This is a genomic window from Flavobacterium sp. 9 (assembly GCF_002754195.1).
Classification (GTDB): domain Bacteria; phylum Bacteroidota; class Bacteroidia; order Flavobacteriales; family Flavobacteriaceae; genus Flavobacterium.
In genome coordinates, this window is record NZ_PEEU01000001.1 from 6125756 (window position 1) to 6151704 (window position 25949).

Here is a 25949-nt window from a genome sequence, read left to right on the forward strand (position 1 = left end):
TTTATGAGAATTGGGTCAATTGAAATTTACTTTTAATTAATTCCTCAAGATCTTTCATTGGAGTCAAAGCATTTTTTAACTTCTCTTTGTCTGTTTTAGATATTTCTCTCAAATTTATATATTGACCAGAATCGTCATTTTTTAATCCTTCAACAGTTCTAAATTTTGACAAAGTTAAAAAAGCTTCTGCACAACTTAAGTATATCTCCGCATTTTTAGAATCTGTTATTGCTAATTGTTTGAATCTTAAATAGGTATTCTTGATTCCTTTAATATTCGAATTTAAAATTAATAATCGTGCGCCATCAATCAAAGGCATTAATGCACGTGTTTTGATATCAAATTTTCCTTTTTCCGGACCTTCTTCTTCAACAATGAATTTTTTGAAAAAACTCAAAGGAGAATTCTTTTTCAAAGCGTCATTTCCTAAAAAGTCAAAGAATAAAGTATTGTTTACGGCATTTTTAAAAATGACATTTTCAATAACTTCTTCAATTTTAGGTTCTCCAAAAACGATCTCGTAATCAAAGAAAATACTGCTCAAATCATTACTGTTTTCACCTGGAGTATTCATCCAACTGTTGTACTGTTTTGTCCAATCAGTCAATGACTTACACCAAAGCATATTACTTCCCATATGCCCGTTTGGACAAAATTCATAACCAACTTTTTCCAGTATTGATGTGGCTCTTTTTGCCAATCTCAGGAAATAATCTTTTACTTCTCTGTATTTTTCGGGAGCAACATCTTCAAAAATCAAAATACTATCCTGATCTGTCAATAAAAGTTGTTCCTTACGCCCTTGACTACCAATGCTTAACCATGCAAAACGAGCAGGAGGGGAGCCTAAATCTAAAATTGATAATTCGACAGCACGTTTAATGATTGCCAGATTAATTTCGCTTACAATATTACTAATATGCGAAATTGGAATATTCTTCTGAATCGAATTTTGAATCAAATCAGACAAACGATCACGTATTTGTTTTAGATCTTTTGGCAGTTGAGAACGTTTAATTTCTTTAATTAAAACACCAGGGTTACTCGCTTGAGCCACAATTAGATCGTGCTCAGAAATTATTCCTTTCACCGCAGATTTACTTGTACCGTCTTTTGTAACACATAAGTGCGTTACGTTGTGTTTTAGCATTAGTAATTGCGCTTCGGCAAGAGAAACATTCTCGATTACCGTAACCACAGGCGATGACATTATTTTGTCAATTGTCTCTGTGATAGGATAACGTCCTGTCGCTATCTTAGAAGCTAAATCTGTAGCTGTAACAATACCAATTGGGCGATTTTTTTCGCATACAATGACATTATCCATCATAGAATCAGTCATTAATATCGCAACATCCTTAACAATATGACTTGCATCAGTGGTTAAAGGCGAATTGTTATAGTTAAGAGACTGAATATATTGCATTTCTGACTGCTGATCTACATAAAATGAGGTGTCAGAAATCATTTTTCCATTAGAACTAACGCTATCTTTTGTATGTCTTGAATTTGTAGCGAAACTTTCTAATAAAAAGTTCAAAACATCTGAATTATTAGCAACAAAAGGTCTGAAAACAGCAATAGGAATTGCGTAAATAATACTTTCTTCACGAGCTTTGGCCGTCATCATGTAGTTATTCTTAGCAAAAAACGGACGTAACCCAAAAATATCACCTTCATGACATTTGTTAATAATCGTTTCTTCGGCGTCAGCAATTGTTGTTAAATTTATGATACCAGAAGCTACAACATAAAAACTGTCGTGAAGTAAATCATTGTTTTGAAATAATACCGCATGTTTTTCTAAATTTATAACACGAATATTGGTTGCAATATCAGATAATTCCTGAAAAGTTAAATTATCAAATGGCGGGTATTCTTTTAAAAAATCTGCAATATGCTCAGCTATTGTATTCATATATTTTGATAATTTTTTTAAAGTATCGAATGTAAAAATAATAAAATAAACTCTTACAACGAAAGCATCTTTGTGAGAATCTAAGATATTTTAAAAATTTACAAAAAAATATTTAATTCTAAGGCTTAAAATTCACTTAAATATTTTGAAAGCCTTAAAAAGAAGAGATATTCAGCAGAAATAAAATTTGTTTAAAGAATATTCGTAAGGAAACTGAACAGGAGCATTTTCTAAAATATTCTATTTTACATAATATAAATTATAGTTCATTTGTGGTATAACTAATTAACAAATACCACATGGCTTTAAAACGATCTTCTTTAGAGAATTACACTCTGTTACTTGTAGAATTAAATAAAATGCGTCACACAAATTTCAGTGCAAAAACATTCTTAAAAAAAATGCGACCATTCTGTCAAACTTCACATTTAAAATATCAAATGTTATTCATTCGAATACGTGGTTCAAAGATAGGAATTTGTATTAAAGTTTGTACGGATTGTTTTATAGTCACTCAATCGTATTGCGTTCATGAATTTATTTTTTACTGCAATTCTCAGAAAACACTGATTTCAAAACTTCTTAAACATAATCTTTTAATTCCTTAAAATATGTCAACAATTCAAATTTTAATTCAAAAACGAGAAAATTTAATCTTGGAATTAGCTGGTTTAAATCATGATTTAAACGAGTATTCAAAAAATCCTGTAGAAACTGTCGATTTGATTGGACTTAAATATCAGCATGATTTTACCATTAGAGAAATTACGAAAATTGGTCAGCAGATAAATGTTTTTTTTAATTCTCAAATTTCTAATTATAAAAGCAAATTTTTTGAAATCGAAAAGAAAATAACCGAAGCTGTTTCGAAAAAAGAATTTACTGTTACTGATTTACCGAAATATCATTTTTCAATGTTTGAAACCCCTACTCTATAGCTATGATACTTTTTGTAATATCAATCTTTCATTTATTAGTAATACTACTTATAAGTGATGACGATAATGATAATTTATCATTCTAGCATTTTTTTTTAATCGTTGCCGTAGGGTATAACGGCAACTAACTCACTCAAACCTACTAAAAAACTATGATTTCATACAAAGAAAGGCATCAAGCCCAAAATAAAATTAAAAGAAACAATTTAAAAACTACTCTTATAAATATTGACTATTTAATTATTAATCTCGAGGGTCAGCCTTACGGAGAATTTCCCGAGAATTCAAAATTTCGTATGAAACCATACGAATATGGCACTAAAATATTTGAGATTAGAGCCGATCTATATTTTGAAAATTTGAAAATCGGGATTTACACAGCAAAACCTCGTTCTGCAATTATGAGTGCAGATTTTGCACAACTACAATTCGAAAACAATCTATTTTACACTTTATCTAACGATGCCTTAAGAGGTATTATAAACGCTTTTTGCGATGAAACGAACTATTTTTTTAAGTCGATTAATAGACTGGATATATGCCTTGATAAGTCTGATGTCAACAATTCTTATCGTAATTTATACGGTAATGTTGTTTCAGGTAACTATCTTATTTCGGGGCGTCCTAAAAATTTGCAAAGCTATTTTGAAACCTACAAAGGCAAATCAATACTTAATGGTTTTCAAATTGGGAAAAGAACATCTGATAAAATAATACGATGTTATAACAAAACGCTGTCTTTACAGTTAACCGAAAAACCATATATAAATGAGTATTATCAGAATAACGGTTTAAAAAATGATAATGTATGGCGTTTTGAGTATCAGTTAAATTCTGCGTTTTTCAGAGGTTTAAATGAACATTCGAAAGCTGATATAAATATCAGTCAGGCAATGACTTGGGGTGTTTTTGATAAAGCAAATCTTTATGAATTATTGAAAATTGCAAATAAAGGTTTTTTTGAGATTCGCGAGAATACTGGCAAAAGTCAAGTTAATAAAGAAAAGCTTATTACTCTATTTGATTTTGATTATTTACAATCTCAAATATCAAAATTCAATCCTATAATCAAACGTTTAAAGAAAGTTGTTTTGTCGTCTACAACAATTAAAAAACGTCTTGCAAAATCTCTATTTAGAGAATATTACTCAAACAATCAAGATATATCTTATATCGTTGCTCTAAATCTTTTACTGGAAGATTTAGACATGACTACTGAAAACCAACTTTTAGTATGGTTTCAAAACAAGTTGCATTTCTATCTGCATGAATTTAGAACAAAGGAAAAAATAGTTAACGATTTTGATTTTGAATTATTCCACGAACATCAAATTTTATTTTTATAAGCCATGAAAACACAAAATACAAGCCAAAAAGTAACTAAGACCCAGTTAATGCATATTCTTGAATTAAGCTATAAAACGGCTTGTAAAGAATATCAAACAATTATTGACTCTCTAGCTTTAAAAAGGAACTATTTGACCGTTCAAGACTTGATTAAATACGGCATATTATAGGGAAAATTAGGGAAAAATAGGGAGTTATAGGGAATTTTAGGGAGCGTCAGTTTAGAGTTGTAATAACCTTTGTAGAGCAAAAATTAATAATTTAAAAATTATACAAATGAAAATTACAACTTTAACTGGTGTTTTAAAATCTCCAGAATTAACGGTAACTAAATCTATTGGTTCTTTGATTGTAGCTACTGATTTAGAACTATCAGCTTTAACGAACGAGAAGATTAGTATCTATATCGAGCGTGGTAATGGTTCGAATGTTATTCTTGCTAATAAAATTCTTTTGAAGGACTTTATTTTGGCTAGTACATACGGAACTGAAAACACTCAGTCTGATGCTAATAATGCTACAATTGCATTATGTGAATTGGCTGTAGATGGCGGTATTTACTTGGACGAAAAAGAAAGTATTAAAATCTTACTTGAAGATTTGAAGTCTGCGAAACGCTATGATTTGTACGGAGTTGAAGAGCCTTTGACTACAAGTGTTTTGTACTTCTTAGAACAAAAATCTGTTGCTTCTGAGGAGGTCAATAAAAAAATTGACGTAGCAGGGTTTGATTTGGCTATTATGACGGTTGATGAAAGTGTAAGCGATTTATCATATCAATATGATAACGGTCAGGTCGTTAAATATCTGCCTTTCGAACTTCAAACTTTAAGTCGTGATATTGACCCAATACAATATATTACTTCTGCAGGTGTAGTCATTCAAGGGTTAGATAATAGAGTTTCATTGCCTTTAGTTCATGTTACTGGTTTAGAAATAAACAAGTCGCAAGGTGCAATCGTAAATTTTGTAGTAAGAACAACTAAACACGTGTAAAAGATGGGACTATTTAAAAAAATCGGACAAAAGATTAAAAGGGTTGTTTCTCTTAAAAATGTGATCAATACAGTAAGTGGTAATTTTGGTGCAGTTGCTAAAGATGCTGTGAGAATTGCAACTACTGAGAAACCTACTAAAGAAGCTCCCGTTATTAATCAAGTTGTGTCGCCTACTCCTGTAGTGATTCCGCAAACTATTTTAGACATTGCAGATGCTCAGGGCGCTAAATTTTCTCAAAATTTAACTTCAAAAATCGCTAAAACTGATACTGCTCAGGACGCTAGTTCTTTCCTAGCAAAAATTGGTATGCAATCTTTATATGAAAAGTATAAAACTTGGATTACCGTTGGTGCTTTGGCTTTGTTAGCCTTTATTCTTTGGAGGGTTTTCGGTCATAAAAAAGGAACTGCTAGAAGTCGTGCAAGACGATAAACCGAAAAATTACCATCGGATTTATTTATATGTATTTCTTATAGATTCGGTGGTAATAATTCTCAAAAAAATGGCGGAGTTCATATTATTAATTAAACACATTATAAAGTAATGGCATATAATAACAAAGGTAATAACTCTAATAACAAGGGTTATAACAATAATCAAAATCAACAAAAGGTTAAGCACTCAGGCGCTAAAACCACTAAATACTATCCTAAAACAGGACCAAATGCAGGTGTTGAGCAGTATTTAACTACTGGGTGGAGATTGTCTAATAAGGAATTAATTTCTATTAAAGCAGTAACTACTTCAAAATCGAAACTTAGTGAAAAAGGTTGGTTAGGCTCTATAGCCGTAACTTTTACTAACACTAAAAGTGGTACTCAGGAATTTCATTGGGGAACTATGCAAGCTTCAACGGGTAAAGTTGTAATAGATGCGATGGCATTTGTTATGAATCCAAAAGCTAAAAACGGAGGTTATGCGGGAACTTTTGTACGCTCTAACTAGTGTTTAGGTTCTTATTAAAATTCCTTCCTCTGATTCTTCATGAAGGAGTTGATTTGCTAAAAGAGTATTTAGATAAAAAGAAACAATTAAAACAAAAAACTGATGAATAAGTTAAAAGGAGTTATTTCGATTATAGGACTTGTTGCCAAATATGGCGCTGTAGTTCTAGCGATTGTAAAAGGTCTTGAATTGGTTCATGACGAACTTAAGAAAATTGATTTTTCAGATTCTGCAAAGCCTGAACCTATAAAAGAAGTTGAAAATGAGTAGTTTTTTAGGTAGAAAGGATTTGAGTAGAGGAATTAGAAATAATAATCCGGGCAATCTTATAATTACAAATGAAGCTTGGAAAGGTAAGATTTCTAAAAAACTCAATACTGATGGTCGTTTTGAGCAGTTTACTGATATTAAATTTGGTATTCGTGCTATGCTTCGAGATTTAATACATGACATTGACAAGGGGAAAAATACTATCAGAAAGTTAATTTCTGAGTATGCTCCAAAATCTGAAAACAATACAGAATTATACATTCAATCAGTTTGTAAGGCTTTAGGTCTTGCCCCAGATGAACAAATTAAAAATGTAGATTCTTTGTTTTTGGTAACTCTTGCGAGGGCAATTATTAAATATGAAAACGGTACTGATGCAGGTTTAGTTTTAAACTCACATATACAGGATGCTATTGATATGATTGGAGATTTTAATCTAAAAAATGTCGTAGTGTCTGCTAAGAATAAATTTAAGCTGAGTTCTTTAATTATTCCTGTGGTGCTTTTTTTTTATACTGTTTACACCGTTACAGTCTAAACAAACGATACAAGCGTTAAACAAAATTATTAATTCAAATAAAAATACAATGTTAGAAAAAATCAAAACTTTTTATAATAACAACAAAACAACTGTTATTGTTAGTGGTGCTATAGTAGTAGCTTATTTCTTGTACAAAAAATTTAAAAAATAGTTGCATGACTGTTCAAAGAAATAGTAGAAATACAAAAAGAGGTGCAGTCTTAGATTCTGCACTTCTTTTCTTTTCCAAATACTGGATATATATAGTAGTACTGATTTTTGGAGTTCCTCCATTAGTACGCTATATAAGAACTGTTCTAGCTTTAAATCAAAAAAATAAGATCAATACAGATATTGTTATTAATAATGCTGAAAATGGAACTTCTGACCCCGTTACCATAAAGAAAAAGATAACTACTGTTCAAAAGAAGTACCCAAATTTGACTGATAAGGACATGCAAAGATGTGGTACAGTTGCTCAGGGAATTGCTATTGCTTTAGGTACAAATGTTGAAGACAATCATTTTGTGTTAGATACTGATATATATAATGTCAGTGCATGGTTTGAAGATGAAGCCAAAGCGGTTAGATTACTTAAAACAGTGCCAGGCACTTTTCCAGTTGTGGAAGATTTGTATTTCAAGGTTTGTACTAGGTCAAGGAATCTCAAATATGATCTATTAAAGTATCTCTCGGATTCTGATTTAGCTAAGGTTCGAGCAACCTATAAAAAATATAATAAAACGTGGATTTAAAAAAATAAAGCAATATGGATTTTATACAATACATAGATGATACTTATGCTGTTAAGGTAAAGGAAGTTATTTTGGATTATGAGCAGGGTTATCTTGTAAAAGATATTGAAACACCTTTTTTCATAGTTTCATTATATATTGAAAATAAGCGTGTTAATGGTGTTCGATTTAACAATTATGATAGTTTACCTATGCTGTCAATTATTAATGATTTGGGCAATGTCGATTTAAATGTAATTCCCGAAAATTATTTTGCGACTGCTTATACAGAAATGTTTCTTGGTGTTTCTTTTAGTGCGGGTTCGGGGGTAGAAATTTCAAATTTTAGCGACTTTCAAAAAAAGCCTTTACGATATTTGAAAGAATATAAATTACCTCAGTTTAGATTGGATGGAAGATTTTCGCAAGGTTCGGGCTATTCGTACGATACTAGAGTTTATTCTTTAATTAAACTTGGAACAATTCAATCTGACAATAAGTTCTATACAGCGTTTTACGATACTTATAGAAATGGTACTCATGTTGATACTTTAGAGTTTCAAGGTGAAAGCCCAAATTACATTAGAAGTGGTTATGATTTAGTTACGTCTTTTCCCGTTCAAAATAACGGTAGTATTGTTCAGTTTGGAGATTATTATGTAAAAATGACTACAACTAATCCGTATCCGTATGGTCTTAGTGTTTTTATTTTTACCGATATAAGAACTAATGAATTTTGGTTTTATGTAAACTACATTGAAGTTGGTACAAGTATTATCAAAAAAGGAGAATTTGACATTTCAACGTTTGTTTGTATAAATGGAGGTTTTAAAATTAAGAACCTACTTTATGGAATAGAGGTGCAAATCAGCAATATTTATGGCTAATAATACTCCCACCCCATATAGCTGTACAGTATTTAATAAAGATAAAAATGTACTCCCAATAAAAATAGAGTTTTGTAAATCAATTTTTTATCTACATAACTGGTGTAAAAATGTGGGATTTGATTATCACTACATTAATATTTACAATAGAAAAACAGGTAAATATATTTCAAGACAATATTCTGACGAGTTCGTAATTGATAAGCCTTTGTATTAATTTACAAGGGCTTTTTAAAAATTATTTTGTTTTGGAATTTATATGGTATTGTCATCAATAAGTGATGAGTTTTTCAAATTAATGTTGTTTTTTTTAAATTAATGTTTGTTTTTTTCAAACTAATGTTTACTTTTTTCAAACTAATGTTTGATTATTGAAAAAGAATAGTTACTTTTGTAGTGTAATTAATGAAAAATAAAAAACCTAGCCTTATCGACTAGGAGTTTTAAAAGCAAATGTATTGGACGTACATTTTTGCGCTTGATTAATAACATTTATTTTTTGTTTCTTATTCTTACTACAAGGTCAATTGTAGAAATAATTGCCATATAGGCTGAAACAATCGCCGGAACGGCAGACACGAAGTCTTGAACGCTTATTACTGTAAGCATAGGCATATTTATGAAAAGGGTTACCTCTGCTCGATTGAGTTAGAGGTTTTTCTCATGGTGTAAATATAGTAAATGTTTTGTTACCCTCAAAATTGATTAAATTTCCTTTAATAGAGCACTTGTGAACCCCTTGTTTTATTGAATTAATACGCAGTTAATTGGTTGCTTATTTATATTTTCCCCTCCTTTCTTTTTTAAATTAGGTATAATTATTTATTCTTTTATAGCAATTGACAAAGTGAAATTAAAATTATTGGCATTATATTTGGAAATCTTTAGTAAATTTAACCTCACAAACCACGCTTATGAAAAAAACTACTTTAATAAAAATTTTGATCGGATTGGTAACGGTTCTTATTATTCTTGTTTCCTTATCGTTTATAGATTCACATCATGATTTTGAGGAACAATTAAGTATTAATAAAAAGGTGGATTCTGTTATGCAGGATGATGCTAATCAAAGATATCTACATGATTTAACTGTAAGAAATAAACAGATTAGAAATTCTTGGAAAGATTACATTAAGATTTCAACTAATGATTATAACTATTTTGATTTAGGAGGTGTTGAGAATTTAAAAATCATTTGTAAAAACGATACTCCTTATAAGCTTGATGTAGTTTATGTTGATGTTTGTTATATTATTGATGATGGTACATGTTATAAAACAGAGGAGTTAACTTTTAATAATGTTCCTCCAAATTCTGAGATGTCTTTAGATGCTCCAAATTCTCCACGTGGTAAAAGAATTAGTGTAGATGTTTTAGAAATGTACAGCGATGAATTGAATTTTTTATATAATCTCACAACCGCCCTGCCTGATGGTACTAACGATCCTTACTTTTCTAAGGTAAGACATAGATAAATCAAATAAATAAGCCCCAATAAAACGGGGCTTTTTTTATGTTCTTATATTTTTTGATTTTTTGGTTTCGTCTAAAACAAGGGGCTAAATGTGTTGTTAATAAAGTTGTTAACATCTTCTTGGACGTACTGCAATTCATACTATAAATTATAGTTCAAAATGTATACGCTTTTAGAAGCGCTTGTTAATCGTATAACTTAGTCAGAATCGTTTCTTTTGGGATTAAATCAGATCCGCCTCTTTTATTGAATTGCATTGCGCCATCATTTGCAACAAGAACTGCGCTTGCAGATAAACCACCATCTTTGCTTTTAATCTTAATCTGAGCTCTGTCACCTAAAACATAAACATATCCCGTAATTTCCATAATTCCTGAATTAAGCTCTTTGTCGTCGCTCACAATTTCAGCGGTTCCATATATTTGACTCACAGATTGTGCTATATTTAATTTCAAAATATATTTCTTGCTGCAATCCTTGCAATTTTCAGTGCTCCAGGTTCCTGTAAAACGATTTTGAGAATACGCTGTAAATGAAATTAATACCAATAATAAAATAAACTTTTTCATTAAATAAATTTTCTAATAATATATTGCGTCAAATATAAATCAAAAAAAGCACACGCTGTTGTGGCGTATGCTTTTTCTATATTATAACTGTAACATTTATTGTTTTATTTTAATTTTTTTGTGTAAACTGATTTACCATTTAAAGAAACGTTTATTTCATTGTTTTTTTCTGAAAAAGTTGTTCTTAAAGCATTTCCTTTAAAAATAGTAACATCACCAAAAACTTTTCCGGTTTCATCAGACGAATATTCGAATAATAATTTTTTATTATCCGGCTCAAGTCCAATTTTGTAAGTTGAAAATTTTGAAGTTGCTAAATCAAATTCCTGGTGTGTATCAATGATATTACCATCGGCATAAAAGTTTGTAACCGTTTTGTTTAAAGTAATATCGGGATAATATTGATTAACTTTTTGCAGTAACGCATACTGCTCCGGATTTGCATCTTCTTTTTTAGATACGATTGTTTGTGCGAATGAAATTGTTGTAAAAATAAGTGTGAATAGTAAAATGTAATTTTTCATAATTTTAAATTTAAGATTAGTGTTTAAACGATTTTTTGCAATCTAACTAATGCGTAATGGAATCAAACTTTTATTAAAAAATGTTTTAATTATACTACAAGATATGAAATCTTTACCTTTGTAAAAAATTAAAAGCACTTTTTTAAGAAAATGACAACAAAAAAATACATTCAATTAATACTTATTTTAGGTTCTTTAACCGCTCTTGGTCCTTTTTCAATTGATATGTATTTACCTGGTTTCTCGGGTATTGCCAAGGATTTAAATACAACTGTCGCAAAAGTTTCTATGACTTTATCCAGTTATTTTATCGGAATTTCGGCTGGACAATTACTTTATGGTCCTTTATTAGATCGTTTCGGACGTAAAAAGCCATTGTTTATCGGTTTGATGGTTTATATTCTGGCTTCATTAGGTTGTGTTTATGTTGCCGATATTGATACTTTTATATTTTTGCGTTTCATTCAGGCAGTTGGTAGTTGTGCTGCAACAGTAGCTTCTGTAGCAATGGTCCGTGATTTATTTCCTGTAAAAGACATTCCAAAAGTATTCTCGCTATTAATGCTTGTTCTTGGCCTTTCACCAATGTTAGCGCCAACAATTGGCGGATATGTGACCGAAGATTATGGCTGGCATACCGTATTTTTTATTTTAATGTGCATGGGAATCGTGATTTTGATTGCTTCACAAATTGGTTTGCCAAATTCCTATAAACCAGATACTTCAATATCTTTAAAACCGAAACCAATTATTACAAATTTCTTAAAAGTACTCAAAGAGCCTCAGTTTTATACGTATGCATTTACCGGCGCAATAGCTTTTTCAGGCTTATTTACATATGTAGCGGCCTCTCCGATCATTTTTATGGACATTTACCATGTTGATGCTAAGATATACGGATGGATTTTTGCCTTCATGTCTGTGAGTTTCATAGGTTCAAGCCAGTTGAATTCAATTTTATTAAAAAGATTTTCAAGTGAACAAATGATTTTTGGCGCATTAATTTTGCAATCTGTTATTGGTATTGTGTTTTTACTATTAGCATTAAACAATTTGTTGGGATTATACCAAACTAGCGCAATGTTGTTTTTATTCCTTGGTTGTTTAGGAATTTCAAATCCAAATACTGCCGGACTAACAATGGCTCCTTTTGCTAAAAATGCCGGAAGCGCTTCAGCTTTAATGGGTGCTATTCAATTAGGTTTGGGTGCTTTAGCTTCTTTTGCAGTTGGAATTTTTGTGAAAAACTCTGTTGTACCAATGGTTTTAATCATGACTACAACTACAATTATAGCTTTTATTGTTCTAAATATTGGTAAACGTTTTATCAAACAAAAAGTCGAAATTTCTGAAAATGATGATGTTGTGGTTGGACATTAGATAAAGTAAATTTCAAATTTTCACGCAATCTTGTCATTTCGAGGAACGAGAAAGCACACACGGAATTGGACAAAGATTGACAACTTTAGGAATGTAGTTTCTTGTGTGATTTCTGGTTCCTCGAAATGACAAAAATGAGCATAAAAAAAGCCTGAATCTACAATGATTCAGGCTTTTTTTTATTTAATATTCGTTATACAATTGGAGTTTAAATTTCTTTATCTTCTAAGGATCTTTTTTCTGGTCTGATAATCATTCTCAGAGATTGATCTCTGGCGAAATAAGCAACCATCCAGTTCCAGAAAGTATTTAATCTGTTTCTATAGGTAATCAAGGAAATTAAATGAATAAAAAGCCAAATGATCCACGCAAAAAATCCTTTGAAATGCCATTTTAGACTTGGTAAATCAACCACGGCTTTATTTTTTCCAATAATTGCCATCGAACCTTTGTCATTGTAAGCAAAAGGTTTAAGTGGTTTATTTTGAACTAAAGCTTTAAAGTTTTTGGCTAAATTTAATCCTTGTTGAATTGCAACCTGAGCCACTTGCGGATGTCCGTCTGGGAAATTTTTATCTCCGGCTAAAATTGCAGTATCGCCAATTGCATAAATATTTTCGAAACCATTTACTTTATTGTACTGATCTGTTGCCATACGTCTTCCACGACCATAACTTTCTTTAGGGATTCCGTCAAAAAGTTTAGCAGAAACTCCGGCTGCCCAAATTAAATTTTTGGTTTTAATAGTTTCTCCGTTTTCAAAAAATACAGTATCATCAACATAATCAGTTACTCTGGTATGCAATTTAACTACAACGCCAAGTTTTGTAAGTGCTTCTAAAGTGTCTTTTTGAGAAGCTTCGCTCATAGGCGAGAGTAGTGCGTCTCCCCCATCGACCAAATAAACATTACTGGCAGAAGTTTCTAATTCAGGATATTCTTTTAATAGAATGTTTTTTCGCATTTCGGCAAACATTCCTGAAACCTCTACTCCTGTTGGTCCGCCTCCCGCAACTACGATCGTCAATAGTTTACGGCGTTTACGCATATCTTTGGTAATAGCTGCTTTTTCAAGGTTTTTTAGCAACGCATTACGCATTTCGATGGCATCATTTAAGGTTTTCATCGGAATAGCGTTTTTCATTACGTTTTCCATGCCAAAATAGCTTGTTTCAGCTCCGGTAGCAAAAACTAAGTAATCGTATGTTAATTCACCATTGCTGAGGATTATTTTATTCTCGGCAGGAACTGCAGAAAGTAATTCGCCTAAGCGAAATTGCAGGTTTTTTTTGCCTGCAAAGAATTTTCTAAAAGGATAACTAATGCTTGACGGTTCTAAAAATGCGGTTGCAACCTGATATATTAGTGGCGGAAAAAAGTTATAATTGTTTTTGTCTACAAGTGTTACTTGTATTTGAGGATGGTTTACAAGCTCTTTTGCGAGATTGATCCCTGCAAAACCACCTCCTATAATGACTATTTTCATATATATTGCTTATTAAGTAGGATTTATGAGTGAAACTATTTTTGCTTTTGCAGTTCTATAAATTTAACATTATAATTTCAAATAAAAAATCCATTTAAGGTTTTCTTTTGATTCTTAAAAAATTAATTTATAAGTTTGAGTTTCATCATAATATCAGTCTGTTCATCGTTTCCAAGTTTAAAAATGTGTTTATCAAATTCGACAAAATCATTCTTTTTATAAAAACTTAAAGCTCGATGATTTTCTTCCCAGACACCTAACCAAACATAGTCAACATTCTTGGTTTTGGCTATTTGTATCGCTTTTTCGTAAAGTATTTGTCCGACTTTTTTACCATGAAATTCTTTCGAAACGTAGATTCTCTCTATTTCCAAAGCCTTGGCATCTTGCAATTCGGTTTGAGATTCGCCAAAATTTACTTTTAAATAACCAATAACATTATTCTCAAGTGTTGCAAAATAAAATTCAGAATTGGTATTTTTAAGTTCTTCGGTTAATTTGTCGCTGGAGAACTTTTCGTCAAGATACTTTTTCATATTTTCTTCATCATTTGATTCTGAAAATGTTTCCTGAAAAGTTTTTCGGCCAATTTCTTTCAATTGATCAATCTCCTGTATTGTTATTCTTTTTATTTCAATAGTTTCCATAGGTAACTTCCTGTTGTTTTTTTTAAGGTTTAGAATACCCTATAAAAATACAACAGAAACTATGAAAAGTAATAATTCAGAATGTTACTTTTTGAATTTTTTAACAGGTTTTTCAGTTACTTCAACTTTGTTTTGTAAAACGTAATTTGCCATCAATTTTTCAATTAATTCATCCTTTGTAAGATGGTGAAAAACTGTTTTTACCTTTGTTTTTAAATCTGCTGAAATATCGTGATTTGGCTTCGTTTTAAAGATTTGTTTCGCCCATAAAAGCGTATTGTTTTCTTCTAAACTTACAACTGAAGGTTTTTGGAATTTAGTAAATTTTATCCCTAATTCTTTTTCAAATTCCGGAATTTCAACCACTTCTTCCTCTTGCAAAACCGTTAAAGAAAGTCCTTTTGCTCCTGCTCTCGCAGTTCTTCCGCTTCTGTGAACGTAAGTTTCATAAGTATCCGGTAAATGATAATTTACAACATATGAAATTTCTTTTACGTCGATTCCTCTCGCAGCTAAATCTGTAGCAACCAAAATATTAATGTGTCCTTCACGGAATTGCTCCATTATTCTGTCTCTAATTCCTTGTGATAAACTACCGTGAAGCGCGCCTGAAGAAAAACGGTTTATGGCTAAGTTTTTAGCCAGTTTATTTACTGCAGCTTTAGTTTTACAGAAAATGATTCCGCGTTCGCCATCTTTTGAATTTAAAAAATACATTAAAACATCCAATTTTTCGATTGGATCAACAACAATATATTCGTGATCAATTCCTTGGTTACCAACAGTTTCCATGTTTGCGCTAACCTGAACTACATTTTTGTTTAAGTAATTCTGAATCAATTGTTTAATTATTCCCGGTAAAGTTGCAGAGAACAATAAAGTGCGGTGTTTTTTAGGAAGTTCGGCTACGATTTCGTCCAAGCTTTCCTTTAGAATTGAAACCATTTCATCTGCTTCGTCTAAAACTAAATATTCAGCTTGTTTTAAGTCAATTGCTTTACGCTGAATCAAATCGATCAAACGTCCCGGAGTTGCAACAACAATATGTGTTGGTTGTGTAAGGCGTTCAATTTGTGGCTTAATGGGGATTCCACCACAAGTTGAAGCTATAGAGATATTTGGAATATGTTTTCCAAAATCCTCTAAATTTCTGAATATTTGCTGTCCAAGTTCTCTGGTTGGAACCAAAATAACGGCTTGAACAACAGAAGATTTTGTATTGATTAATTGCAATAATGGCAATCCGAAAGCGGCAGTTTTACCGGTTCCGGTTTTGGCTAAACCTACAACATCATGACTTTCAGATAAAAGTAACGGAATTGTTTTTTGCTGAATTTCTGTTGGTTCAACAATATTCAATTCGCTTAAAGCTTTTAAAATTGGTGCTGAAATTCCTAATGATGAGAATTGTTTAGACATCTTTTATTTTTGTTTATTTTGTTTTTATTTGTTTCAAGTTTCAGGTTGCTTCGAAAACTTAAAAATGAGTTTCTAGTAATTTGCAAAGGAGAAATCGCAATAGAATAAATTACTCTAAAATGCTATTTCTCCTTTATAAGAATATAATTTTGTCTAGATTCCAAAAAAAACTTGAAACCTTAAACCTAAAACAACTTTCTATTCGTCCGGTTCGTTCATGATTTTTTCACGATACTTTTTACCAATTAACAAAACTAGTTTTAGTTTGTAATCGTCAACCAGCCATTCGCGGTAGTTTTTACTACATTGACTCAAACATTTTGCATAACGTTTGATACGGCATTCGATATCGTCATCAAGCTCTTTTCCTAATGATTTTGCTTCTTGTAATGTTTCTGTATTGTCGACACACATTGCTGCGTGTTGTTCTAATGATTTGTCTAATACAACTTTAGAACGTAAATTTTGTTTGATGATTAATTTGTGTTCTTCATCAACATCAAAAGTTACATCTGCAGTTTTGCTGAATTTTGCTCTTAATTCAGGCGGCATGCTGTATTTAAAATACAACTCAATTTCGGTATCATCACGTAAGTTCTCCAAATAAAACTCAGGTGATTTAAAAATGTGCTGCCAATTTACAGGCTCGCTCCACAGACCAAAACGTGCTGCATTATTTCCTAAATCGATCACCGTAAACTCATCTTTACCAGGTAATTTACGAGATCCACGACCAATCATTTGGTAGTATAAAGTTAATGATTTTGTTGCTCTGTTCAGGATAATTGTTTCAACTGTAGGTTCATCAAAACCAGTTGTTAAGATTCCTACCGAAGTCAAAATTGCATCCGGAGTCTTTTTAAACCATTGTAAGATGTCTTTACGTTCTTCAGAACTACTTGTATTGTCAAGGTGTCTAATGTCGTAACCGGCTTCTCTAAACGTCTCATATACATATAATGAAGTATGAATACCGTTGTTGAAAATCAACGTTTTCTTACCTAATGAACGTTCTGTATACGCATGCAAAAGTTTTTCCTGCATGATGGTATTCGTATATAAATCATCTGATGATTTTACGGTGTAATCTCCATTGATACCAACTTTTAGAGATGTCAATCCCACATCATAACTATAAGTTGTAGCACGAGCAAGGAAACCTTTGTCAATCAATGAACTAATGGTGTCTCCCACAATAAGTTCATCGTAACTCTGGTGCATTGGTAATTTTATATTCGAACTCAAAGGTGTTGCTGTTACTCCAAGAATAAAAGCGTTTTTGAATGAGTTTAATAATTTTCTGAATGAATTGTAATGTGCCTCATCAATAATAACCAAACCAATGTTGTCAAGATGTAATTTCTCGTCGTTGATACGGTTTTTCAAAGTTTCTACCATCGCCACAAAACAAGAAAAGTCGTTTTGATCCGGTAATTCTTTTACTTTACTATTGATAATTTTATTAGAAACGCCAAAACCTTTTAACATTTTTGAGGTTTGTTTACAAAGCTCGATACGGTGTGTTAAAACAACCACTTTTTTATCATTATTAGCTAAATAACGACGCACGATTTCGGAAAAAATCACTGTTTTTCCGCCACCTGTAGGCAATTGGTATAATAAATGATGTTTCGAAGGAGCATTGTCTAAACGTTCAAAAATGGCGTCAATATCGCCTTTTTGGTATGCATAAAGTTCTTTTTTCTCTTCTCTTTCTATTTCTAAAGTGTTTTGAGACATTGTTTATTTTTGGATTTTTGCAAAAATACACCGAAAAAACAGTTATTCATCTTATTTTAACTTAAAATAAATGTTTTTTTTAAATAAGATTTTTTATGAGAAGTACTTTTTTTAGTCGATTTTGTCTAAGATTGCTTCAAAATCGTACTTATTTTTCCATTTTTGTTGAATAGTTTCTTTTTCGATTGCAATAATTCTTTCTCTGAAATCAGATAAAATTCCGTTTGAAATCGAAAAATTTACGGCTTGTTCAAATGAGTTAAATATACTCTTGTAAAATAATTCCTGCTTTATAAAATTTTGCGACGAATAAGTTTGAGCAATTTCGATGTTGTAAAGCATAATATCAGCAATTACAAAAGGATCAACACCCAATAAAATGAAATGTTTTATGTATTTCTGAGCTACAGAACGACGCATTTTGGCTTTCGGACGTCGTTTTGAATTGGGCTTTTTAATTGGAAAATATTCCTGCGAGATTTTGACTTTGCATTCCTGCAGCAATTTGTCTTCTTTTGGATTGAAAACAAAATCATAATAGACTTTTACAGGACTAAACTTTTCATACAACTGAATTATTTGTTCTTCGAGTTGTTCTTTGCTCAATTCGTTCAAATATTTTTTTAAATCGCGTTTACTCATTATCAAAGTTTAAGATTACAAAAGTAAATTACTTTCCTGATTCATGTCGCAAAAACCAACCATAATACTTAATTTTGCTTCAATAAACTCAAAATATATATACATGCTCAAGATTTTCAAAGTTACTGCAATTTTAGAGGGAATCTCTTATTTAGTGTTATTTACCAATATGCTTTTCATTAAAACCAACAATCCTGAACTTTACCATACCTTATTACGTCCGTTAGGAATGACGCACGGCGTTCTATTTATAGGATATGTTTTGTTGGCATTTTTACTTAGAAAGCCACAAAACTGGGATTTAAAAACTTTCGCAATTATTCAAATAGCTTCTCTTATTCCTTTTGGAACTTTTTATATCGAGAAAAAATATTTAGAAAATAATGCCTAATCTTTTGAATAAAATATTCAACTTTTTATACCCTCTTTTTAGAGACTGGGGAATGAGCCGCAATTTTGCGTCTTATGTCAGCCTTGTCTTTAATATTGCTATAATGATCGTTTTGGCTTATGCCATTTATTATATGGCAAAATTTGTTTTGGTAACCTTAACGGCAATTTTTGCACAAAAGACCAAAACAAAATTTGACGATTATTTAATTCACAATAAAACCACAAAATACACCGCGTATTTAATTCCGTTTTTCTTTATTTATAAAGCCGTTCCAATTATTTTGGACAAATATGAATATTGGGAAACGCTTTTTGGAAAAATCGTAGGTATTTATATCGTTTTAATCAGTTTATGGATTATTAGAACGATTTTTAATGCCTTACGCGATTATCTAAAACAAAAACCGGAATACAGCGATAAACCGATCGATAGTTTCGTTCAGGTTATTATGATTGTACTTTGGATTTTTGGTGTTGCCATGATTATTTCGACTTTATTCGGAATCAAACAAGGCGAATTGTTGACGATTTTAGGGACACTTTCGGCAATTATTATCTTGATATTCAGAGATACTATTCTAGGATTTGTATCCAGTGTTCAGGTGGCCATAAACGATATGGTTCGTATTGGTGACTGGATTACGATGGATAAATTTGGTGCTGATGGTGACGTAATTGAAATTAATCTTACAACGGTTAAAGTTCGAAATTTCGACAACACGATTACTACAATTCCAACTTATGCTTTAAGTTCAGACTCGTTCCAGAACTGGCGTGGAATGCAAAAATCTGCCGGAAGACGTATTAAAAGACACGTTTTGATTAAAAGCAGCAGTATTCGTTTCTTAACGGATGAAGATTTGGAACAAATGAAAAAAGTACAACTTCTAAGCAATTACATCGAAACAAGACAATCCGAAATTGTAAAATACAACGATATTCGTGGCGTAGACAAAACTTTGGCGCTTAATGGCCGAAATATGACTAATCTGGGATTATTTAGAAAATATATTATTCAATATTTAATCACACATCCTGGTTTAAATAAAGAAATGCATATGATGTGTCGTCAGTTACAATCGACTGCACACGGAGTTCCGTTAGAAATTTATGCTTTTTCAAGTGATAAACGCTGGGCAAACTACGAATATATAATGGCCGATATTTTTGACCACGTTATGGCTTCTGTAGAATATTTTGACCTCGAAATCTTCGAATTACCATCGAAAATTGGGCATTTAGATTAGGAATTTTGTTTCAGGTTTTCTTTGTTTCAAGTTTGAAAAATGTTCTTAACCGCAAAGTTCGCAAAGTTTTTTCGCAAAGATCGCAAGGCAATACTTTGCGTTCATAGCGTAAAACTTTGCGAACTTTGCGGTTAAATTATGCTCAAAGCAAAACAACCTGAAACCTGAAACAAAGAAAACCTGAAACTATTTTTTAACTTCTTCAAAAACAAACTCAGCTTTATTATATTCTATAGGCTGATCCGGCATAAAAAGCGGAAGATTAAAATAAGTTCCAATTACTCCTTTTCCCATAAAAAGTTTGTTTTCTTTTTTCAAGATTGCCAGCGGAATCCTTTTCCAGCTTCCTCCGTTTGAGATATAATGAAAATCACCTCGTAGCGTATCGCCTTTTATATCTCCCCTAACATCTCCGGAATCTTTACCGATTTTATAATACGAGATTTCATAACGACCGTAAAAGCGTTTGTCGTTTATATTCAGGCTTAAAATTGCGGTATCTTTATTATGTACAGCACGGTACATAACCTGATTATACTGACTTTTATCTTCCTTATTATTGCAGGAAACCAGAAACATAATCGACAAAGAAACCAGTATAATTTTTTTAGTCATTTTTGAGAAGGATTTTTAACCATTTAAGTTATGTAAGGAATTATAAGTTTAGCTTAAATTAACTTAAATAACTTATATGGTGAATAAATTATAAACGATCTTTTACGAATTCGATTTGGGTTTTTCCATGCGCTTTTGGTTTTCCGTTTTCGTCAAGATTTACCATTGTCGTTTGATCGATTGTAATAATGATTTCGCGAGTCATCATATTTCGAACGGCACAAGTTAAAACCAAAGAAGTATTTCCGAATTTCACAACATCAATTCCAATTTCGACAATATCACCTTGTCTGGCCGAACTCTTAAAATTAATTTCAGACATGTATTTAGTTACAACTCTGGTGTTTTCTAACTGAATTATCGTGTACAATGCCAGTTCTTCGTCGATCCAGGCCAATAATTTTCCGCCAAATAAAGTTCCGTTTGGATTTAAATCTTCGGGTTTAACCCATTTTCTGGTATGAAATCGCATAATTTTAGTTTAAATAAAAATTTTTGTATTGGAATTTTTTCTAAATTTAAAGAAAAAACATGGAAGATAGAGATGCTTTTTTAAGAGAATTCAGAGGCGAAACTTTAGGAACTGTAAGCGCTCAATCTTCACCAGATGAGTTGTTTCAAAATCAGACGATTAGACCAATTTTAAAACTTCAAAATGATTTGTTTATTGCGGTTTTTATAAATTATGTAAATAAAAACAAGGCCGATTTCTATTCTTATACAGTTGAGAAAAAACTTCAGGTTATCGAAAATTCTATTCAAAAAGACATTAAGTTCAGAAATTCTCTTAAAGGAATTGTCATGGCACTTTTTACCATTGAAGAATATGAAACTTATATTCAAAACTCGTCAAGCTTAAACAAAAGAATGATGAATTTATTAATTGAACGATTAAAAAGTCAGGTTCAATTGTTTGAATTAGAGTCTAATTCGAATTAGAGATTCTGGATGGAAATAGAAATAATCGAAAAGCAAAATCAGAGTTTATTTGTTTATAAAAAAGGTGAACTTTTATTTTATTCAACAGTAAAATTTAATTGGTTCAATAAAATTATAAAGATATATAATCCTTATGATGTGTTAGCTTTAGAATTAAAAAACGATCCTTTTTTCTGTGAGATTTTCCATCAAAACAAATTTATGACTAAGCTTATATGTAAAATTAATAACGAAGCTATAATTTTCGATAATGATAAGCGTTTGTATATTAAATCGGCATATTTCATTTCTATAAATAATAATTTTAATTACTTTTTTGAAGGAAGAAAAATAGCTCAGGTAAAACAAAAGATCGTGGGTTTTTCGACTAAGTTTTTATTAACTGTAAATGATGAAAATTTAGATTTTCTAGATCAAATCATCTTTCATATACTATCAATTAAAACGGGTTTTTCAATAGATTAAAAACCTCAAATAGATAAATTAATGTTCAGCCAATTCCGAAATAAATTTCCATTAACAGATGAAAAATGGATCGAATACACCAACTATTTCAAGCGTCTTGAAGTTCCTGCTAAAACAGTTCTTTTAGAAGAAGGAGAAATCTCAAAAAGGCTTTTTATTATCGAAAAAGGCTGTATCAGAGTTTGGTTTAATAATAACGGAAAAGATTTGACAACTCAGTTTTTTTTCGAAAATCAAAGTGTGGCTTCTATAGAAAGTTTCATGAAAAAATTGCCAAGTCCTGTGGTTGTTGAAACTATAGAAACCTCGATAGTTTGGTGGATTTCTAAAAATGATTTAGATAAAATCCTCGAAGAAATCAAAGAAATCCCAGCGTTGAGAGATCGTTTTATAGATATGCTTTTTCAGCGTACATTTGATTATATGAAATATTTTGTTTCTTTTATAAAGAACTCTCCTACTCAGCGTTATCTTAACTTAATTGAAGAAAGACCTCAAATCATTCAACGAGTTCCACAACATTATATTGCTTCTTATTTAGGAATTACCACAGTTCATTTAAGCCGAATAAAAAGCAAATTAGTGCACAAAAAATAACGAGATTTTAAACCATATAAGTTATATAAGAAATTATAAGTCAAGCTTAAATGGACTTATATAACTTAAATGGTTTATAATTTCATTTGATAACAAATGTTATCGTCTGCCCATAAATGTCTACCGAACTTTGCATCATAAAATTTAATAATTATGAAAGCAGCAGTAGTTTATACAAAAGGCGAAATGCCAAAATATGCAGATTTTGCAGAACCGATTCCGCAAAACGAAAATCAGGTTTTAATTTCAGTAAAAGCCGTAGCGATTACAAATCTCGATAAAGGAAAAGCCAGCGGTAAACATTATTCGTCAGAAAATCACAATCAAAATGGTTTTGTAATTGGAAGTGACGGCGTTGGTTTACTCGAAAACGGAACGAGAGTTTATGCTCGAGGAATTAGCGGTACAATTGCCGAAAAAGCAATTATCGATAAGAACATTTTAGTACCATTACCTGACGGAATTAGTGATGGAGTTGCGGCTTCATTGCCCAATGCGGTTGCAGGATCTGCAATGGCGTTAAAATTTAGAGCCGGAATAAAAGAAGGTGAAACTGTTTTAATTAATGGCGCAACTGGTTTTACAGGACAAATGGCGATTCAGCTTGCCAGACATTACGGCGCAAAGAGAATAATCGTAACCGGAAGAAACGAAAAAACTCTTCAAAGTCTATTAGAATTAGGTGCTGACGAGATTATTTCGCTTAAGCAAAATGACGAAGAATTTATCAAACAACTTAAAGAAATTCACTCCACTACTCCAATCGATATTATTCTGGATTATTTGTGGGGACATCCTGCAGAATTGATTCTTAGTGCTTTAAAAGGAAATGGTTCCTTCACAAACAAAGTAAGATACGTGAATATTGGCGGAATGGCGGGCGATTCGATTCAGTTATCAGCAGGTATTTTGAGAAGCGTAGATTTGCAATTATCTGGTTCCGGTTTAGGAAGTTGGTCTAAAGCCGAAGTGAAATTACTATTCTCAGAAATACTTCCCGAAATGTTTCTTTTGGCAGCTCAAAACAAACTAAAAGTCAATATTCAAGAAGTTAAAATAGCTGATATCGAAGAAATGTGGGCAAAAGAAGCTCTTGATGGTCAACGATTGGTGGTTATTATTTAGGTTTCAGATAAGATCTTTGTCAAAGTTTTAAACTTTGACAAAGATTTACGAGTATTAGAATCAGTCCAATCTTTGTCATTTCGACGGAGGAGAAATCACACGCGAAACTCGATAAAGATTGGCGACTTTCTATACGGAGTTTCTAGTGTGATTTCTCGTTCCTCGAAATGACAAGATTGCGGTTAATTTTACTACTTCTGTTCCATTAGTTTTTTTGGCGCAAAACCAAATAACTTTTTAAAGGCAAACGAAAAATGAGATAAATCTTCAAAACCTAGATCAAGATAAATATCAGAAGGCTTTTTGTCTTTTTTCTCAATTAGAAAATAAGCTTCTTCCAATCGTTTTTGTGTTAGCCAATGACTTGGTGTTGTATTGAATATTTTAACAAAATCCCTTTTAAAAGAAGATAAACTTCTGCCGGTTAAATACGCAAAACGTTCCAGACTCACATTGAATTTGTAATTGTGGAGCATGAATTTCTCCAGATTAATTTTCTCAGGAACATTAAAATCAAAGAAAATCGTTGCCAGTTCAGGTTTTAACTTTAGCAGAATAAAAACTAATTCTTCTCTTTTTATATCCGAAAATGTATCATCGATATCGCCTGTTTGATTATAATAAGGCGACAAGGACTGAATGAAATTCGGAATTAAATCATTTTTTTCGAATGTTAAAAAAGCTTCAGTTGGTTTAGAACTTGAAACTGATATTTGATGTCTGTCTTTGATCTTTTTTAGAAATTGTTCATCGAGAATTATAACTACTTTTTCGAACTCTTCATTCTCTTTTTCTTTGTTATATCTGGCGAGATAGTTTTTACGCACAATGCAATAATCTCCTGATTTTAGGGTATAATTTTTATTGCCGTCGTAACCATGAACAGTGCCTTTTGCGAGATACAAAAAGAAATGCTCTGCGATAAATTGCTCAGGCGAAATCTCAGGTCCGATATAACATGATTTTATTTCTGTAATTTTCATTATTCCCAATTAAATTAATTGACATTTTCCCACCAACGCTTAAATGGTTGCTGATTATTGTTCAAATCTACTTCCTGACCAATCATTGGTGTAACTAATCGATACGGTTTATTTAGAGACAATTGCGTAATTTTTTTCAAAGGTTCGTCCCAAGCATGTTTTCCTAAAGTAAATTTTGAATTATGCACCGGAATCATATTCTTTGCACCTAAATCAACGGCTGCTTGTGCAACTTCTTCGGGTAAATTATGAACAGATTGCCATGCTTTATCATATTGACCACATTCTAAAATCGCCCAATCAATTGGTCCAAATTTCTCACCAATTTTTTTAAATCGGTCATCAAAACCTCCGTCTCCGCTAATGTAAATTTTTAAGCTTGGAGTTTGGATTAAATAAGACATCCACAAGGTTTTACCGCGCACAAATCCCCTACCCGATTCATGATGAGATGATTCTGTAAAAATAGTAAAGTTATGATCTAATTCGATTTTTTTATTCCAGTCTTTCTCGATTATTTGCTCCGGTTTATAACTCCAACGTTCAAAATGTGCTCCTACTCCAAGTCCGCAAACAACGTGTTTTACTTTGTCTTTCAAGCCAATAATAGTTTCATAATCTAAATGATCATAATGATCGTGAGAAATGAATAAATAATCAATTTCAGGCATATCGGCAACGGTATAAATATCGCTTCCTTTGTAGGCGCTTACTCCCCAAGGCAATGGCGATGCTTTGCCGCTAAAAACGGGATCAATCAGGATTTTTTTGCCTTCAAGCTGCATAAAAACCGACGAATGTCCAAACCAAACCAGTGCGTTTGAATTAAGCGGAATGTTTTTTAAATCTGTTCTTACAGATGGCAAAGAATCTTTCGGTTCTCTTCTTGGGTATTCTTTAAAAACGACACTATACATTTCTCCCAACATTGTATATCCTTCTGATAAGGTTGGTCTTTCGACTAAATTATTAAATCTGTCATTTTTAAAATGAGCCGATTTTTCGATTTCGACAAGTCGTTTTCCTGATGGGTTTTCGCCAAATTGTGACAGTTGCAAGTACAAATATGTAATCGTTGCAAGGAGAAATATAATAATAAAAAAAGTGATCATAATTTTCTTAAATCTTTGTATGGATTTTTTCATT

General features: G+C 31.6%; 29 protein-coding genes. 17 read left to right on the forward strand and 12 right to left on the reverse strand.

The features are described from left to right. Position 1: 1 nt before the first annotated feature. A complete protein-coding gene (locus CLU81_RS25600) occupies positions 2-1918 on the reverse strand; it encodes a DUF294 nucleotidyltransferase-like domain-containing protein (RefSeq protein WP_099712422.1) in 1917 nt (638 codons plus the stop codon). A 611-nt stretch (positions 1919-2529) separates the two neighbouring features. Between CLU81_RS25600 and CLU81_RS25605 the strand changes: the two genes are divergently transcribed. From CLU81_RS25605 to CLU81_RS25645, 10 genes are all read left to right on the forward strand, one after another. Continuing rightward, complete coding sequence (locus CLU81_RS25605) at positions 2530-2856, forward strand: hypothetical protein (RefSeq protein ID WP_099712423.1); 327 nt, start codon at positions 2530-2532, stop codon at positions 2854-2856. 152 nt (positions 2857-3008) lie between these two features. Then, a complete protein-coding gene (locus CLU81_RS25610; protein ID WP_099712424.1) occupies positions 3009-4202 on the forward strand; it encodes a hypothetical protein in 1194 nt (397 codons plus the stop codon). A gap of 277 nt (positions 4203-4479) precedes the next feature. Continuing rightward, positions 4480-5199, forward strand: coding sequence for a hypothetical protein (locus CLU81_RS25615; protein WP_099712425.1), 720 nt, complete (start codon positions 4480-4482; stop codon positions 5197-5199). 3 nt (positions 5200-5202) lie between these two features. Continuing rightward, on the forward strand, positions 5203-5634 hold the full coding sequence (locus CLU81_RS25620; RefSeq protein WP_099712426.1) for a hypothetical protein: 432 nt from the start codon (positions 5203-5205) through the stop codon (positions 5632-5634). 111 nt (positions 5635-5745) lie between these two features. After that, positions 5746-6147 carry a hypothetical protein gene (locus tag CLU81_RS25625; protein WP_099712427.1) on the forward strand — a complete coding sequence of 134 codons (402 nt, stop codon included), beginning with the start codon at positions 5746-5748 and terminating at the stop codon, positions 6145-6147. A 102-nt stretch (positions 6148-6249) separates the two neighbouring features. Beyond that, the gene (locus CLU81_RS26920; RefSeq protein ID WP_158235373.1) at positions 6250-6417 is read left to right on the forward strand and encodes a hypothetical protein; all 168 of its coding nucleotides are present in this window, start codon (positions 6250-6252) and stop codon (positions 6415-6417) included. Further along, positions 6410-6955 (forward strand): hypothetical protein, encoded by a 546-nt coding sequence (locus CLU81_RS25630; RefSeq protein WP_099712428.1) that lies wholly within the window; start codon positions 6410-6412, stop codon positions 6953-6955. The genes CLU81_RS26920 and CLU81_RS25630 overlap by 8 nt, the downstream gene beginning before the upstream one ends. A gap of 158 nt (positions 6956-7113) precedes the next feature. Then, on the forward strand, positions 7114-7692 hold the full coding sequence (locus CLU81_RS25635; protein ID WP_099712429.1) for a hypothetical protein: 579 nt from the start codon (positions 7114-7116) through the stop codon (positions 7690-7692). Positions 7693-7706: 14 nt separating this feature from the next. Further along, positions 7707-8558, forward strand: a complete 852-nt coding sequence (locus tag CLU81_RS25640; protein WP_099712430.1) for a hypothetical protein — start codon at positions 7707-7709, stop codon at positions 8556-8558. Between the two features lie 914 nt (positions 8559-9472). Continuing rightward, positions 9473-10033 carry a hypothetical protein gene (locus CLU81_RS25645; protein WP_099712431.1) on the forward strand — a complete coding sequence of 187 codons (561 nt, stop codon included), beginning with the start codon at positions 9473-9475 and terminating at the stop codon, positions 10031-10033. A gap of 184 nt (positions 10034-10217) precedes the next feature. On the opposite strand, the gene CLU81_RS25650 is transcribed toward CLU81_RS25645, so the two are convergent. Together CLU81_RS25650 and CLU81_RS25655 are read right to left on the reverse strand one after the other, a co-directional pair. Further along, complete coding sequence (locus tag CLU81_RS25650; protein ID WP_099712432.1) at positions 10218-10601, reverse strand: hypothetical protein; 384 nt, start codon at positions 10599-10601, stop codon at positions 10218-10220. Positions 10602-10705: 104 nt separating this feature from the next. Continuing rightward, positions 10706-11125 (reverse strand): hypothetical protein, encoded by a 420-nt coding sequence (locus tag CLU81_RS25655; RefSeq protein WP_099712433.1) that lies wholly within the window; start codon positions 11123-11125, stop codon positions 10706-10708. A gap of 150 nt (positions 11126-11275) precedes the next feature. On the opposite strand from CLU81_RS25655, the gene CLU81_RS25660 reads away from it, so the two are divergent. Then, entirely contained in the window at positions 11276-12505 is a 1230-nt protein-coding gene (locus CLU81_RS25660) for a multidrug effflux MFS transporter (protein WP_099712434.1), read from the forward strand. A gap of 208 nt (positions 12506-12713) precedes the next feature. Here CLU81_RS25660 and CLU81_RS25665 read toward each other — a convergent pair whose 3' ends face one another. The 5 genes from CLU81_RS25665 to CLU81_RS25685 all read right to left on the reverse strand — a co-directional run bounded on the left by CLU81_RS25665 (position 12714) and on the right by CLU81_RS25685 (position 18439). Then, entirely contained in the window at positions 12714-13991 is a 1278-nt protein-coding gene (locus tag CLU81_RS25665; RefSeq protein ID WP_099712435.1) for an NAD(P)/FAD-dependent oxidoreductase, read from the reverse strand. Positions 13992-14113: 122 nt separating this feature from the next. Beyond that, complete coding sequence (locus CLU81_RS25670; RefSeq protein ID WP_099712436.1) at positions 14114-14638, reverse strand: GNAT family N-acetyltransferase; 525 nt, start codon at positions 14636-14638, stop codon at positions 14114-14116. An 84-nt stretch (positions 14639-14722) separates the two neighbouring features. Continuing rightward, a complete protein-coding gene (locus CLU81_RS25675) occupies positions 14723-16057 on the reverse strand; it encodes a DEAD/DEAH box helicase (RefSeq protein WP_099712437.1) in 1335 nt (444 codons plus the stop codon). Between the two features lie 198 nt (positions 16058-16255). Then, positions 16256-17797 carry a DEAD/DEAH box helicase gene (locus tag CLU81_RS25680; protein WP_099712438.1) on the reverse strand — a complete coding sequence of 514 codons (1542 nt, stop codon included), beginning with the start codon at positions 17795-17797 and terminating at the stop codon, positions 16256-16258. Positions 17798-17908: 111 nt separating this feature from the next. Next, positions 17909-18439 (reverse strand): DUF6155 family protein, encoded by a 531-nt coding sequence (locus CLU81_RS25685; protein ID WP_099712439.1) that lies wholly within the window; start codon positions 18437-18439, stop codon positions 17909-17911. Between the two features lie 103 nt (positions 18440-18542). On the opposite strand from CLU81_RS25685, the gene CLU81_RS25690 reads away from it, so the two are divergent. Further along, positions 18543-18830 (forward strand): DUF3817 domain-containing protein, encoded by a 288-nt coding sequence (locus CLU81_RS25690; protein ID WP_099712440.1) that lies wholly within the window; start codon positions 18543-18545, stop codon positions 18828-18830. After that, complete coding sequence (locus CLU81_RS25695; protein ID WP_099712441.1) at positions 18823-20079, forward strand: mechanosensitive ion channel family protein; 1257 nt, start codon at positions 18823-18825, stop codon at positions 20077-20079. The genes CLU81_RS25690 and CLU81_RS25695 overlap by 8 nt, the downstream gene beginning before the upstream one ends. 186 nt (positions 20080-20265) lie before the next feature. On the opposite strand, the gene CLU81_RS25700 is transcribed toward CLU81_RS25695, so the two are convergent. Together CLU81_RS25700 and CLU81_RS25705 are read right to left on the reverse strand one after the other, a co-directional pair. Then, positions 20266-20694, reverse strand: coding sequence for a hypothetical protein (locus CLU81_RS25700; protein ID WP_099712442.1), 429 nt, complete (start codon positions 20692-20694; stop codon positions 20266-20268). Between the two features lie 88 nt (positions 20695-20782). Beyond that, positions 20783-21166, reverse strand: coding sequence for an acyl-CoA thioesterase (locus CLU81_RS25705; RefSeq protein WP_041516175.1), 384 nt, complete (start codon positions 21164-21166; stop codon positions 20783-20785). Between the two features lie 59 nt (positions 21167-21225). Between CLU81_RS25705 and CLU81_RS25710 the strand changes: the two genes are divergently transcribed. The 4 genes from CLU81_RS25710 (at position 21226) to CLU81_RS25725 (ending at position 23820) form a co-directional block, all read left to right on the forward strand. After that, complete coding sequence (locus CLU81_RS25710; RefSeq protein ID WP_099712443.1) at positions 21226-21633, forward strand: glyoxalase; 408 nt, start codon at positions 21226-21228, stop codon at positions 21631-21633. A 9-nt stretch (positions 21634-21642) separates the two neighbouring features. Then, the gene (locus tag CLU81_RS25715; protein WP_099712444.1) at positions 21643-22098 is read left to right on the forward strand and encodes a hypothetical protein; all 456 of its coding nucleotides are present in this window, start codon (positions 21643-21645) and stop codon (positions 22096-22098) included. Positions 22099-22119: 21 nt separating this feature from the next. Next, positions 22120-22695, forward strand: coding sequence for a Crp/Fnr family transcriptional regulator (locus tag CLU81_RS25720; RefSeq protein WP_099712445.1), 576 nt, complete (start codon positions 22120-22122; stop codon positions 22693-22695). Between the two features lie 153 nt (positions 22696-22848). Next, complete coding sequence (locus tag CLU81_RS25725) at positions 22849-23820, forward strand: zinc-binding alcohol dehydrogenase family protein (protein ID WP_099712446.1); 972 nt, start codon at positions 22849-22851, stop codon at positions 23818-23820. A 191-nt stretch (positions 23821-24011) separates the two neighbouring features. Here the strand turns inward: CLU81_RS25725 and CLU81_RS25730 are convergent, their stop codons facing one another. Both CLU81_RS25730 and CLU81_RS25735 read right to left on the reverse strand, forming a co-directional pair. After that, positions 24012-24803: an AraC family transcriptional regulator gene (locus CLU81_RS25730; RefSeq protein ID WP_099712447.1), complete on the reverse strand. Its 792-nt coding sequence runs from the start codon at positions 24801-24803 to the stop codon at positions 24012-24014. A 14-nt stretch (positions 24804-24817) separates the two neighbouring features. Next, positions 24818-25948, reverse strand: a complete 1131-nt coding sequence (locus tag CLU81_RS25735) for an MBL fold metallo-hydrolase (RefSeq protein ID WP_099712448.1) — start codon at positions 25946-25948, stop codon at positions 24818-24820. Between the last annotated feature and the right edge of the window lies 1 nt (position 25949).

Excerpts from the sequence above, each read along its gene's own strand:
- CLU81_RS25685 (WP_099712439.1), bottom strand. The coding sequence starts at position 18,439 with ATGAGTAAACGCGATTTAAAAAAATATTTGAACGAATTGAGCAAAGAA.
- CLU81_RS25625 (WP_099712427.1), top strand. The coding sequence starts at position 5,746 with ATGGCATATAATAACAAAGGTAATAACTCTAATAACAAGGGTTATAAC.
- CLU81_RS25680 (WP_099712438.1), bottom strand. The coding sequence starts at position 17,797 with ATGTCTCAAAACACTTTAGAAATAGAAAGAGAAGAGAAAAAAGAACTT.
- CLU81_RS25605 (WP_099712423.1), top strand. The coding sequence starts at position 2,530 with ATGTCAACAATTCAAATTTTAATTCAAAAACGAGAAAATTTAATCTTG.
- CLU81_RS25640 (WP_099712430.1), top strand. The coding sequence starts at position 7,707 with ATGGATTTTATACAATACATAGATGATACTTATGCTGTTAAGGTAAAG.
- CLU81_RS25700 (WP_099712442.1), bottom strand. The coding sequence starts at position 20,694 with ATGACTAAAAAAATTATACTGGTTTCTTTGTCGATTATGTTTCTGGTT.
- CLU81_RS25600 (WP_099712422.1), bottom strand. The coding sequence starts at position 1,918 with ATGAATACAATAGCTGAGCATATTGCAGATTTTTTAAAAGAATACCCG.
- CLU81_RS25655 (WP_099712433.1), bottom strand. The coding sequence starts at position 11,125 with ATGAAAAATTACATTTTACTATTCACACTTATTTTTACAACAATTTCA.
- CLU81_RS25615 (WP_099712425.1), top strand. The coding sequence starts at position 4,480 with ATGAAAATTACAACTTTAACTGGTGTTTTAAAATCTCCAGAATTAACG.
- CLU81_RS25675 (WP_099712437.1), bottom strand. The coding sequence starts at position 16,057 with ATGTCTAAACAATTCTCATCATTAGGAATTTCAGCACCAATTTTAAAA.
- CLU81_RS25715 (WP_099712444.1), top strand. The coding sequence starts at position 21,643 with ATGGAAATAGAAATAATCGAAAAGCAAAATCAGAGTTTATTTGTTTAT.
- CLU81_RS25610 (WP_099712424.1), top strand. The coding sequence starts at position 3,009 with ATGATTTCATACAAAGAAAGGCATCAAGCCCAAAATAAAATTAAAAGA.
- CLU81_RS25635 (WP_099712429.1), top strand. The coding sequence starts at position 7,114 with ATGACTGTTCAAAGAAATAGTAGAAATACAAAAAGAGGTGCAGTCTTA.
- CLU81_RS25670 (WP_099712436.1), bottom strand. The coding sequence starts at position 14,638 with ATGGAAACTATTGAAATAAAAAGAATAACAATACAGGAGATTGATCAA.
- CLU81_RS26920 (WP_158235373.1), top strand. The coding sequence starts at position 6,250 with ATGAATAAGTTAAAAGGAGTTATTTCGATTATAGGACTTGTTGCCAAA.
- CLU81_RS25730 (WP_099712447.1), bottom strand. The coding sequence starts at position 24,803 with ATGAAAATTACAGAAATAAAATCATGTTATATCGGACCTGAGATTTCG.
- CLU81_RS25710 (WP_099712443.1), top strand. The coding sequence starts at position 21,226 with ATGGAAGATAGAGATGCTTTTTTAAGAGAATTCAGAGGCGAAACTTTA.
- CLU81_RS25650 (WP_099712432.1), bottom strand. The coding sequence starts at position 10,601 with ATGAAAAAGTTTATTTTATTATTGGTATTAATTTCATTTACAGCGTAT.
- CLU81_RS25735 (WP_099712448.1), bottom strand. The coding sequence starts at position 25,948 with ATGAAAAAATCCATACAAAGATTTAAGAAAATTATGATCACTTTTTTT.
- CLU81_RS25660 (WP_099712434.1), top strand. The coding sequence starts at position 11,276 with ATGACAACAAAAAAATACATTCAATTAATACTTATTTTAGGTTCTTTA.
- CLU81_RS25695 (WP_099712441.1), top strand. The coding sequence starts at position 18,823 with ATGCCTAATCTTTTGAATAAAATATTCAACTTTTTATACCCTCTTTTT.
- CLU81_RS25725 (WP_099712446.1), top strand. The coding sequence starts at position 22,849 with ATGAAAGCAGCAGTAGTTTATACAAAAGGCGAAATGCCAAAATATGCA.
- CLU81_RS25690 (WP_099712440.1), top strand. The coding sequence starts at position 18,543 with ATGCTCAAGATTTTCAAAGTTACTGCAATTTTAGAGGGAATCTCTTAT.
- CLU81_RS25705 (WP_041516175.1), bottom strand. The coding sequence starts at position 21,166 with ATGCGATTTCATACCAGAAAATGGGTTAAACCCGAAGATTTAAATCCA.
- CLU81_RS25645 (WP_099712431.1), top strand. The coding sequence starts at position 9,473 with ATGAAAAAAACTACTTTAATAAAAATTTTGATCGGATTGGTAACGGTT.
- CLU81_RS25665 (WP_099712435.1), bottom strand. The coding sequence starts at position 13,991 with ATGAAAATAGTCATTATAGGAGGTGGTTTTGCAGGGATCAATCTCGCA.
- CLU81_RS25720 (WP_099712445.1), top strand. The coding sequence starts at position 22,120 with ATGTTCAGCCAATTCCGAAATAAATTTCCATTAACAGATGAAAAATGG.
- CLU81_RS25620 (WP_099712426.1), top strand. The coding sequence starts at position 5,203 with ATGGGACTATTTAAAAAAATCGGACAAAAGATTAAAAGGGTTGTTTCT.
- CLU81_RS25630 (WP_099712428.1), top strand. The coding sequence starts at position 6,410 with ATGAGTAGTTTTTTAGGTAGAAAGGATTTGAGTAGAGGAATTAGAAAT.